Source organism: Streptomyces sp. XY431 (genome assembly GCF_001279805.1).
GTDB lineage: Bacteria > Actinomycetota > Actinomycetes > Streptomycetales > Streptomycetaceae > Kitasatospora > Kitasatospora purpeofusca.
In genome coordinates, this window is sequence record NZ_LGDO01000134.1 from 1 (window position 1) to 11,100 (window position 11,100).

9 protein-coding genes are annotated in these 11,100 nt (G+C 75.5%); 3 read left to right on the forward strand and 6 right to left on the reverse strand.

What is annotated here, in order from left to right; all coding sequences use genetic code 11:
• Window positions 1–2,621 (forward strand): hypothetical protein (locus tag ADK60_RS16680; protein ID WP_053646848.1); only part of this gene is annotated, 2,621 nt, incomplete at its 5' end.
• Between the two features lie 39 nt (window positions 2,622–2,660).
• Here ADK60_RS16680 and ADK60_RS16685 read toward each other — a convergent pair.
• The gene (locus ADK60_RS16685) at window positions 2,661–3,440 is read right to left on the reverse strand and encodes a VOC family protein (protein ID WP_053646851.1); all 780 of its coding nucleotides are present in this window, start codon (window positions 3,438–3,440) and stop codon (window positions 2,661–2,663) included.
• A 142-nt stretch (window positions 3,441–3,582) separates the two neighbouring features.
• Here ADK60_RS16685 and ADK60_RS16690 point away from each other — a divergent pair, with 142 nt between their 5' ends.
• A complete protein-coding gene (locus ADK60_RS16690) occupies window positions 3,583–3,948 on the forward strand; it encodes an iron chaperone (RefSeq protein WP_053646853.1) in 366 nt (121 codons plus the stop codon).
• A gap of 256 nt (window positions 3,949–4,204) precedes the next feature.
• On the opposite strand, the gene ADK60_RS16695 is transcribed toward ADK60_RS16690, so the two are convergent.
• A complete protein-coding gene (locus ADK60_RS16695) occupies window positions 4,205–5,092 on the reverse strand; it encodes a helix-turn-helix domain-containing protein (RefSeq protein ID WP_053646855.1) in 888 nt (295 codons plus the stop codon).
• Between the two features lie 324 nt (window positions 5,093–5,416).
• Here ADK60_RS16695 and ADK60_RS16700 point away from each other — a divergent pair, with 324 nt between their 5' ends.
• Window positions 5,417–6,268 (forward strand): aldo/keto reductase, encoded by an 852-nt coding sequence (locus tag ADK60_RS16700; RefSeq protein WP_053646857.1) that lies wholly within the window; start codon window positions 5,417–5,419, stop codon window positions 6,266–6,268.
• A gap of 382 nt (window positions 6,269–6,650) precedes the next feature.
• Here the strand turns inward: ADK60_RS16700 and ADK60_RS16705 are convergent, their stop codons facing one another.
• The 4 genes from ADK60_RS16705 to ADK60_RS16720 all read right to left on the reverse strand — a co-directional run bounded on the left by ADK60_RS16705 (window position 6,651) and on the right by ADK60_RS16720 (window position 10,870).
• Window positions 6,651–7,361 carry a TetR/AcrR family transcriptional regulator gene (locus tag ADK60_RS16705; RefSeq protein WP_045943886.1) on the reverse strand — a complete coding sequence of 237 codons (711 nt, stop codon included), beginning with the start codon at window positions 7,359–7,361 and terminating at the stop codon, window positions 6,651–6,653.
• A 98-nt stretch (window positions 7,362–7,459) separates the two neighbouring features.
• Entirely contained in the window at window positions 7,460–8,698 is a 1,239-nt protein-coding gene (locus ADK60_RS16710; RefSeq protein WP_053646859.1) for a cytochrome P450 family protein, read from the reverse strand.
• Window positions 8,699–8,806: 108 nt separating this feature from the next.
• Window positions 8,807–9,307, reverse strand: coding sequence for a hemerythrin domain-containing protein (locus ADK60_RS16715; protein ID WP_053646861.1), 501 nt, complete (start codon window positions 9,305–9,307; stop codon window positions 8,807–8,809).
• 183 nt (window positions 9,308–9,490) lie between these two features.
• On the reverse strand, window positions 9,491–10,870 hold the full coding sequence (locus ADK60_RS16720) for an outer membrane protein assembly factor BamB family protein (RefSeq protein WP_053646863.1): 1,380 nt from the start codon (window positions 10,868–10,870) through the stop codon (window positions 9,491–9,493).
• Between the last annotated feature and the right edge of the window lie 230 nt (window positions 10,871–11,100).

The window sequence follows — 11,100 nt, forward strand, 5'->3', positions numbered from 1 at the left end:
CCCCCGCCGCCGACCTCGACTCGGCCCGCGACCGGCTGGTCGGACAGATCACCGGGGACCTCCCGCTCACCCGCGACGGCGAGCACCACGGCACCCGCGCCCTCACCGACCGGGCCATGCTCAACGACGGTTACGACCGCCCCGGCGGCATGGCCCCGCAACTCCACCTGCTCTACCTCCAGGGGCTCGCCGGACACGCGACCCTGACCGACGGCGCCTGGCCCGGACCGGCCACCCCCGGCGAGCCGCTGCCGATCGCCGTCAGCCGGCGGGCCGCCGACACCATCGGCCTCCGGGTCGGCGACACCGTCGACAGCGGACCCGCCGCCCGCGCCAGGATCGTCGGCCTCTACCGCGCCGACGATCCCCACGACCGCTACTGGCAGGAGCTGCCCTGCCCCGAACGCGCCTGCCTGAAGACCCTCGACGGCGGCGGTGTCCGATGGGAGACCGCCGGATTCGCCGCCGGCGACAGCCGCCCGGCCCTGCTCGCCTGGGGCGGGGGCGGCGAGGACTTCTGGCGGCTGCCCGTCGACCCGCACGCCCTGCGCGCCGACCGGCTCGCCGCCCTCCGCTCCGGCGTCGGCTCCTACCTGGCCGGGCCCGGCGCCGTCCTGGCCGCCGAGGTGACCGGACGGCCCGACCTCACCCTCACCACCCTGCTGCCCGAGGTCCTCGCCGAGGCCACCGCCCGAAACCGGGCCACCGCCCCGCTCGCCGCGATCGGTCCCGCCGGCGTCGCGGGCGTCGCCGCCGTGGTGCTCTGCCTGGCCGCGGCCCTCGCCGCCGACCGGCGGACCGCCGAACTCCGGCTGCTCCAGGCCCGCGGCGGCTCACACGCCGGGATCCTGCTGCGCCTGCTCGGCGAGAGCGCGGTGACCGTCCTGCCGGCGGCCGGGGCGGCCGCCGCCCTCGCCCTCGTCCTGCTGCCCACCCCCCGCTGGACCGCCGCCGTCCTCGCCGCGGTGGCCGCGACGCTGCTCGCCGTCCTGGCCCTCCCGGTCCGCGCCGCCGCCCTGCTCTCCCGCCCCCGGGGCACCGGCGGCCCTCCCGACGGTGCCCGCAGGTCCGGGCGGCGCCGGGCGGTCGGCGAACTCCTCGTCCTCGCCGTCACCGGCGCGGCCGTCGCCGAGGTCCGCCGCCGTGGCGCCGCCCCGCCGGCGAGCGGGCCGGACCCGCTGCTGGTCACCGCCCCGCTGCTGGTCGCGCTCAGCGGCGGTCTGCTGCTCGCCCGGATCCAGCCGCCCGTCGTCGACCGGCTCGCCGCCCTCGCTCGGCGCGGCCGCGGCCCGATCGCCTTCCTCGGCCTCGCCCGCAGCGCCCGCGACTCCGGCGGTCGGCACCGCCCCGCCGTCCTGCCGGCGCTCGCCCTGCTGCTCGCCGTCACCACCGCCGGCTTCGGCGCGACCCTCCTCGACACCGTCGACGGCGCCCGGCTGCGCGCGGCCCGCACGGCGGTCGGCGGCGACGCCGCGGTGCTGGTCCCGCAGGACGCGCCACTGCCCGAGGCCTTCGTCACGGCCGCCGACGCGCTCCCGGGCGTCCGCGCCTCGACCGGCGTCCGGATCGAGCGGCAGACCTACCTCCTCGGTGTCGGCCGGCTCGCCGAACAGGTCACCCTCGTCGTCGTCGAGCCCCGGGCCTACGCCGAGATCGCCCGCACCGTCGGGGCCGGCGCGTTCGACCCCGCCGTCCTGGCCGACGCTGCCCCGTCCGACGCTGCCGTCCTGGCCGACACTGCCCCGTCCGACACCGCACCGTCCGCCGTCGATCGGCCGGACACGCCGGTGCCCGCCCTGGTCAGCCGCGGCCTCGCCGGACAGCTCACCCCCGGCCCGCAGCGGCTGCGCACACCCGGCGGCGAACTGCTCGCCACCGTCGTCGGCACCGCGGACGCCACCCCCGCCCTCCCCGAGGCCGTCCGCGAGTTCGTCGTCGTGCCGGTCGGCGCGGCCGCCGCCCGCCTGCCCGAACTCGCCCGGCCCGACAACTGGTTCGCCGTCGGCGACATCGACGGCGACCGGCTGCGCGGGCTCTTCGCGGCACGCGGCCTGGCGGACGCGCCAGGCCTGGCCGGGCTCCTGCGCGAGGAGGCCCGGGAGGTGAGCGAGGAGCCCGGCGGCATCCCCGACGGCTACCTCGTGCGCACCGCCCGCGAGACGGCCGCCGCCCTGGCCGCTGACCCGCTCCAGCACTCCACCGTCCGGCTCTTCCGGTCCGCGGCCGTCGCCGGTATCGCCTTCGCCCTGCTCGCTGTCCTGCTCACCGTCCTGCGGGCCTCGCCCGACCGCGCGGCGGTCCTCGCCCGGCTGCGCACCATGGGGCTTCGCCCCCGGGAGGGGCTGGCGCTGATCGTCGCGGAGACCGTGCCGCAGACGCTGGCCGCGGTGGCCGGCGGTGCCGCGGTCGCGGCGGCGGCCGTCGCCCTGCTCGGTCCGGCCTTCGACCTGTCGCTGCTGGTCGGCGCGCCGGTGGGGGAGCGGCTGGCGCCCCGCGTCCTGCCGGTGCTGCTGCCGACGGCCGGCGTGGCGCTGCTCGTCTGCGCCGCGGTGGTGCTGGAGGCGGCCCTCTTCGGCCGACGGCAGATTGCCACCGAACTCCGGGCGGGCGACGGGCGGTGACCCCGGCCGTTCCGGGTCCACCGCCGGTCGCGCCGCCGGCTACAGCGGCTGTGGCTTGATCATCGCGAACGGAGCGCCCTGCGGGTCGGCCACCACCGTCATCCGCCCGGCCATCATGTCGAACGGCGGGGCCAGCACCGTACCGCCGCTCCTGACCAGGGCGTCCACCGTGGAGTCCACGTCGTCCACCGCGAAGTAGGTCAGCCAGTGCGGCGGGGTGCCGGGCGGGTCGTTGGCGAGCAGGGTCACGCCGCCGACCGCCCGGCCCCCGACCCGCAGCTCCCAGTACGCGTCGGCGCCGTCCAGGGGCTCGATCTCGATCCCGAAGGCCGCGCCGTAGAACGCGGTGGCGGCCGGCACGTCCTTGGTGTGGAGCTCGTTCCAGGTCAGCGCCCCGGCCTCGTTGACCACCTGGGCGCCGAAGAACTCGCCCGGCTGCCAGACGCCGAACACCGCGCCCTGCGGGTCGGCCGCCACCAGCATCCGGCCCAGCTTGCCGACGTCCATCACCGGGGCGAGCAGGGTGCCGCCGGCCGCGACGATCGCGTCCTGGGTGGCCTGGGCGTCGGTGCTCGCGAGGTAGCCGGTCCAGACGGTCGGCGGCTCCGGCGCGCCGTCCGGACTCATCGTCGGGCCGATGCCGGCCACGGCCCTGCCGTTGAGCTCGCAGACGGCGTACCCGCCGAACTCCGCGGGCCCGGGCGCGCCCTGCCAGCCGAACAGGTCGCGGTAGAAGTCCAGCGCGGCCTGCTGGTCCTTCGCCATCAGGTCGACCCAGCACGGGGTGCCGGTCGGGTAAGGAGTGGTGACTTCGGGCATGCTCGCTCCTCCTCGTGGGATCCCCCGCCGGTCACCCTCTCCTCGGGGCGGCCGTACCACCGCCCGACACGCCGCCCCGTTCGGCGCGGGGGAGCGCCCGGAGGTCCCGCGCCGGGGCGGGGAGGCCGCGTAGCCTCCTGGGATGGTGCGAAGCGCGGCGAAGGACGTGGACGGCTACCTGGCCGAGGTGCCCGACGACCGCAGGGAGGTCCTGACCGGGCTGCGGCGGCTGTGCCGCCGGGAGCTGGTGGGCTTCACCGAGGTCATGGCCTACGGCATGCCCGTCTACGAGCGGGACGGGGTCGCGGAGATCGCCTTCGCGAGTCAGAAGCAGTACATCTCCGTCTATCTGATGCGCGGTGATGTGCGCGAGGACTTCGCCGAACGGCTGGCGGGACAGGACATGGGCAAGGGGTGCCTCCGGTTCCGCCGACCGGAGGCCGTCGACCTCGGTCTGCTGCGCGACCTGCTGCGGGCGACCGCGGCGCGGCCGGGCCCGGTCTGCTGACGGAGGGAGCGCGGGGTGGCGGACTCGTTCCGCCGGGGCGCCGTCGGCGGGCGGCCCGGGGGAGCCGGTCGGCGGCCCGCCGACAGTGTCCCCGGGGGGGCGAGGAACGTCGGAACGGAAACCGGCGCCAAGCCTCGATCGCCGCTGGTCGGCACCTGACGGGACGTCGGCGCCGGGTGACGCCCGGCGCCGAGCTGCGGCCGGAGAGGAGCAGAAGCGTCCTGACGTGTCGGCGGAAGGGCCGGAAGGGGCCGGGTCAGGTGCTGGACGGCGAGGTTGTCGGTGCGGAGGCGTTCCAGCTTGCAAGGAGGTCGAGGGTTTCGGCGTCGCGGCTGCCGGGTGGGACGGCGCACAGGATGAGGTAGAGACCGTCGTCGGCTGTCAGTCGAGTGGTCTCGTAGGTGAAGGTGAGGTCACCGACGAGGGGGTGGTGGATGCGTTTGGCGCTGGCGCGATGGTGGCGTACGTCGTGGCGGGCCCAGCGACTGCGGAAGGCGTCGCCGCCGCGGGTGGAGAGTTCGCCGATCAGGTCGGAGAGCGCCTTGTCGTAGGGGTTGCGGCCGACTTCGGCGCGCAGCGTGGCGACGTTCTGGTCGGCGACGGCCTCCCAGTCGGGGTAGAACGCTGCGGCGGCCGGGTCGAGGAAGGTGAAGCGGGCGGCATTCGCCGGGCGGGCGGGGCTGTCGAAGACGGGGGCGAACAGGGCGCGGGCGAGGGGGTTGCCGGCGAGAAGGTCGAGCCGGGCGTTGCGGAGGTAGGCGGGGACGCCGCTGATCGTCTCGACGAGGTTGCGCAGGCCGGGGCGGACGGGTCGGCGGGCGGGCCGGGCCGCTCCTGCCGGTCCGGTGGCGGTGGCGTTGGCAGCGCGGACGAGCTCGAAGAGGTGGGCGCGCTCGGCGTCGTCCAGCAGGAGGGCGCCGGCGATGGCGTCGAGGACGGCGTCGGTGGCGCCGCGGGCGTCGCCTCGCTCCAGGCGGGTGTAGTAGGGGACGCTGACGCCGGCGAGTCGGGCGACTTCCTCGCGGCGCAGGCCGGGGACGCGGCGGGTGCCGGAGAGCGGGGAGAGGGTGAGGCCGGCCTGCTCGGGGGTGACCCGGGCGCGGCGGGTGGTGAGGAAGTCGCGGATCTCGGTGCGGCGGTCCATGTCTTCGACACTACGGCGGGCCGCCTCGCGGGTGCACGGGCGTGGGGGTCCTTGTCAGGGTCTGCTTGAGTGCCCCGCCGGGGTGCGGGACGCGGTTGTCTGGAGGGCGTGACCGCTCGGCCCTCGTCGGGAGGCTCCCCGCGCCCGTACCCCCCGTACCTGAGACCCTGCGCCGCCCGGCGGCGGAGCGGATGCCGCCGGTGACCGGCCCAAGGAGATTGGACCCGTACAGGGCCCCGAGCACCCCCTTCACCTCGACCGGGCCGCGTCCCGGCACCGGCGGCCCAGCCGCCACCCGCACCCGAACAGCGAAAGAGGAACACCGTGCAGACCGTCACCCTGAACAACGGCGTCCAGATGCCGATGCTCGGCTTCGGCGTCTACCAGATCCCCGCCGACCAGACCGAGCGCGCCGTCGCCCAGGCCCTGGAGACCGGCTACCGCCTGCTGGACACCGCCGCCGCCTACGGCAACGAGGAAGCCGTCGGCCACGCCGTCAAGAACAGCGGCATCCGGCGCGAGGAGCTGTTCGTCACCACCAAGCTGTGGGTGCAGAACGCCCCCGCCCAGGACAACACCCGCCGGGCCCTGGAGACCTCCCTCGCCAAGCTGGGCCTCGACCACGTCGACCTGTACCTGATGCACCAGCCCTACGGCGACGTCTACGGCCAGTGGCGCGCCATGGAGAGCGCCCGGCGCGAGGGCCTGACCCGGGCCATCGGCGTCGCCAACTTCTACCCCGACCGGCTGCTGGACCTGATCCTCAACAACGAGACCGCCCCGCAGGTCAACCAGATCGAGACCCACCCCTTCTTCCAGCGTGACCCCGACCATGCCCTGATGCGGGAGCACCGTGTGCAACACCAGGCGTGGGGCGGATTCGCCGAAGGCAGGAACGACCTGTTCACCCACCCCGTCCTCAGCAGGATCGGCGAGGCGCACGGCAAGTCGGTCGCGCAGGTCGTACTGCGCTGGCTCGTCCAGCGCGACATCGTCACCATCCCCAAGTCCGTCAACCCCGACCGGATGGCGCAGAACATCGACGTCTTCGACTTCGCCCTCACCGACGACCAGATGGCCGCCATCGCCGCCCTTGACACCGGCAGGACCCTGTTCTTCGACCACCACGACCCCGAGATGGTCGCCTGGCTCAGCAAGCGCCGTATCGAGGGGTGAACACACCGCCGCGGGCCCCGGCGCGGTGCACTGGCCGTGCCGGGGAGGCGCCGGGGAGTGGGCGTGCCGCGTGCTCAGCCCACCTCGGCCCGGTCCGGGTGTCAGCAGGCCGTGCAACGTCTCCCACAACCGCTGCGGTCGTCCGGACCCGTGCATCCGCCCACGCCCGCAGCTCCGGCTCCGCCAGCTCCCGGTCCGCGTCGTCCAGGAAGAAGAACGGACCGGCATCCCGGACCTCCTGGTAGATGACCAACACGACCGCCGAAGGTTCAACCGCCCACGGAAGCACAGGTCAACGGGCTCCGGAGAGCGGGAAGGGCTCAGCGCCGGTTTTCGTTCCGATGTTCCTCAACCCCTTTCCCCGGCCGCCTCCCGGCTCGGCTCAGTGGTCCTCCGGCCTTCCGAGCCGCGCCTCGGCGGCGTCGAGGAGGAGGTCGAGCGCGTGGGGGTAGGCGCTGCGGTTCATGTCGGCGGTCAACAGGTGCGCGGTGGCCGCGATGTGCGGGTGGGTGGTGGCGTCGAGGCGCGCGTAGGAGGCCTGCCAGACCTGGTAGTCCGCGCTCAGGGCGGCCGAGGGCAGGGCGAGGGCGGCGGCGTCCAGGACGGCGAAGCCGAGGCTCTGGTCGACGAAGGCGTGGTAGATGCGGACGGCCTCGGGGTCCGGGAAGCCGGCGTTGCGCAGTATGCCGAGGATGTTCTCGACGGCGGTGATCTCGTTGGCCCGGCCGGTGGTGCGGTGGGCGGCGAGCAGGGCGGCCTGGGGGTGGGCCTGGTAGGCGGCGTGGATGCGCAGGCCGATGGCGCGCAGGTCGGCCCGCCAGTCGCCGGTGGGCCGCCAGCCGTGCTGGGCGCGGCCGATCAGCTCGTCGGCGATGGCGATCAGCAGGTCGTCGGTGCTGTGGAAGTAGCGGTACACCGCGCTGGGGTCGGCGCCGAGCGCGGCCCCGAGCCGCCGGACGGTGAGCGCCTCGGCGCCGTGCAGGCCGACCAGTCGCAGCGCGGTGTCGACGATCAGCTCGGCGGACAGGACGACGCCCTGCTTGGTGGGCCGGCGGCGCTTCCGCTCGGGCTCGGGAACCACACGTTCGGTCATGCCCGCAGAGTATGTCAACGGCATTGACGTAGGGAGGGGTCGCGCACGGATTCGGCGCGTCGGCCCGACGGCGACCTGCCCGGGTCCCTGACGGGGCCCTATCCCGCCGGGCGGACCGGGAGGCTGCGGGGGCCGCGCACCAGGAGGCCCGGCCGGTACGGCAGGGTGGCGGGGTCGGCGGCGAGGGACAGCGCGGGCAGGGCGTCGAACAGGCGGGGCAGTGCGATCGTCGCCTCCAGCCGGGCCAGTCGGGCGCCGAGGCAGATGTGCGGGCCGTGCCCGAAGGCCACGTGCGGCAGGGCGCGGCCGTCACCGGGGGCGAACCGGCCGGGCCGGAAGTCGTCCGGGTCGGGGAAGACCTCCGGATCGCGGTTCGCGGCAGCCAGGACGACCAGGACGGAGGAGTCCGCCGGGACGACCGTGCCGGAGCCGAGGTCGACCTCCTCGCGGGTGCGCCGCCAGGTCGTGCCCTCCAGCGGGCTGGCGTGCCGCAGCGTCTCCTCGACCACCGCGGCCCACCGGGGCTCGCCCTCCTGCCGGGCCGCGGCCAGCTCGCCGGGGTGGCCGAGCAGCAGCAGCGAGGCGGAGGCGAGCAGGTTCATGGTCGTCTCGTAGCCCGCGAAGAGCAGCAGGAACGCCATCGCCAGCAGTTCGGTGTCGTCCAGCGCCTCGGCGTCCTCGTCGGCGGCGAGCAGGCTGAACAGGTCCTCGCCGGGCCGGCGGCGCTTGTCCGCGATGAGGCCGGTGAAGTACCGGTGCAGGCTCTGCCAGGCGTCGTCGATCTCGCCGGGGGCGAGGGCGCCGGCCGGGGAGCCGACCCGGTAGGTCCAGGTGCGCAGGTCCACCCGGTCCTCCTCGGGCACGCCGAGGATCTCGCCGATCACCAGAACGGGCAGCGGGAAGGCGAAGTCGTCGACGAGGTCGGCGGCTCCTTCGCGGTCGAGGCGCTCCGCGAGCCCGCCGAGCACCTCATCGGTGAGCCGGGCGATCCGCTCGCCCAGGGCGTCCACCCGGCGGGGGGTGAAGGCCACCGAGGCCAGTCGGCGCAGGCGGCGGTGCTCGGCGCCGTCGGTGTTGAGCATGTGGCGCTCCAGCACGGACCGCGCTCCGGCCGCCGGTCCCACCCGGCCGGACCCGCCGGCCCGCGGCGCCGGGACGTTGGAGAACCGGGGGTCGGCCAGCACCGCCCGGGCCTGGCGGTAGCCGGTCACCAGCCAGGCCGAGGTGCCGTTGGACAGTGCCACCCGGGCCGCCGGGCCCTGCGCCCGCAGCCCGGCGTAGAACGGGTAGGGGTCGCGGGCGAACGCGGCGTCGGCGGGGTTCAGAGCTGTGGTCACCGGGCCATTCTCGCCGGGCGCCCCGAAGGGCCCGACACGGCCCCCGGCCCCGGACGGATCCGGGGCCGGGAGAGTGCGTCACCGCCGCCCCGCGTCACCGCCGAGGGGTCACCTCCGGACGGGGCGGAAGACCGGCTCGGTCCAGTCGCCGTCCGGGACCGTCCGGTCGAGCGCCGCGCCGAGCACCCGCTCCTCGTACCGGAAGTGGGACTCCATGATGGCCGCCAGCCCGTCGAGTTCGCGCCGGACCGCCTCGTCCGGGCCCGGGCCGCCGGTGGCGGCGGCCTGCTCGGCGAGTTCGGCCACCCGGCTCAGGATCGAGGAGATCAGGCCGTGGTCCTCGACCAGCTTCGCGACCGTCCCCGCGAGCTCCGGCCGTTCGCGCACCAACTGCGCGAACAGTCCGTCGTCCTCGCCCCGGTGGTGGGTCTCCAGGGCGGCGCAGAAGGCCAGACAGTGGGTGGCGAGTGTCCCGCCGCCCGTGCGCCGGTGCCCCGCACCGGACGCGAGGTCGTTCTTGAGGTCGTTGATCAGGCGGCGCAGTTCGTCGTGTGCCAGCGAGAGCTGCCGGCCGAGGGCGGCCGTACGGCCGCCGTCCTGGGAAGCCACGTTCGGGCCGTCCCTTCGGTTGTCGCACCTCCATGCCTGACGCAGCCCGTCACCGGCACGCGATGCCGCCGTGATCCGATCACACCTTCGTCCGCCCGGGCAAGCGCCCGCCGCCCCGCCGCGCAGTCCATCGCTCCGGGCCCGAGCCCGTTCCCGCGCGGACCGACGGCGTCGGCGTCCGGCTCAGCCCGCTGAGACGTAGAGGTTGCCCTTCGCGACGGCGGCGTACTCGCTCACCAGATAGGGGGCGACGCCCGGTGACAGCTCCCGGTCCTGCCCGGTCCTGGCGTCCAGCACCACGTCCTCGCCCCGCCGGGTACGGCCGTACACCGCGCCGTGCCAGGCGGCGGTCACATCGGGTGCCACGCGTTCCCCGGCGCCGGCCGTGAACTGGATCCGCCACAGGACGGCGCCCCCGGCCGAGTCGACGCCGGTCAGCTCGGACCCGCCGTACCGTCCGACGCTGCACACCGTGGTGGCGCGGCCGTCGAACCAGCAGCGATTGATGCCGGCACCCGGTGCGTCCAGGAAGCGGAGCGGCAGGCTGTCGCCGGTGGCGGTGGACAGGAGCGCGGAGGTGTTCCCCCGGGTGGCGAGGACCTTGTCGGTGGCGAACTCGGACAGGTCGAACCCCGCGCTGTCGGCCAGGGCCTTCCACAGGACGGTGCCGTCCTTCGCCGAGACGGCCCGTACCTCCGACCGGTCCTCGCCGTCCACGAGTGTGCGCGAGGCACCGGTGACGGTGCCGCCCTGGATCAGCAGGGCCTCGAACCCGGGCAGCGTCCACACGACCGAGCCGGTGGCCAGGTCGACCGCGTAACTGGCCAGCGGGCCCGCGAGGGTGGGGACCACGACGACGGCCCGGCCGTCGCTCACGCCCGCCACGGTCGGCGCGGCCGGCGAGGACGTGCCCTCGGCGATCCGGACCCGGCCGGCCTCCTTGCCGCCGCCGAGGTCCAGGATGTCGACCTCGACGGCGTAGTGGTCGGTCATGGTCCCCTGTCCCGGGACGGTCAGCGGGAACGCCGCCACCGCGAACCGCCGGTCGCCGGAGGTGCCCACGCCCGGGCGCCCCGGGACACCGGCCGTCGGCGACGGGTCGCCCGGTCGGCGGTCGGGGAGCCGCCCGGCGGAGGTCATGGCGGCGAGCACCCGGCCGTCGCGGACGGCCGTCACCCGGAGCTCCCGGCCGTCCGCCACGGTGATCAGATCGGCGCCGTCCAGCACGACGGCCGCGTCGTTGGCGGTGTCGTTCCCGCGCGGGACCTGGGTGAACCGCGTCGGAGGGTCGGCCCGGACCGGTGCCGGCCCCGATCCGCCGGACGAGCCGGACGTTGGGGTCCGGGACGGACCGGCCGTCGCCGACGGATCTCCGCCGGATGGTTCGCCCTGGGAGTCCGGGACGAGGCCGTCGGCCGTGTCGGACCGGCCGGAGGCGTCCGAGGCTGCGGGTGGGGCGGGGGAGTCGTCCGTGAGGATTTTGGTGCCGCCGTAGCCCATGGCGACCACCAGGGCCAGTGCGGCGATCAGGATCAGCACCGTCCTGGCGTCGCCCCGGCGCACGTTCTGGATCAGTTGGTCACCGAGGGCCAGGTTCCCCCTGTTGCGGGACCGGCCGTCGATGATGATGCCGTCCCGGCCGATCCGCGGTGGTTCCGGCGGGGCGGGCGGGGCCGGAGGGTGGGCCGGTCGGTGGCGGCGAACTCCGCCCCGAACGCCACGGGGTGGTCCCAGAGAGGCGGTTGGGACCGGCTCAGCATCGCCGGCGGGTCCCGCACCAGGGGGTCCCTGGC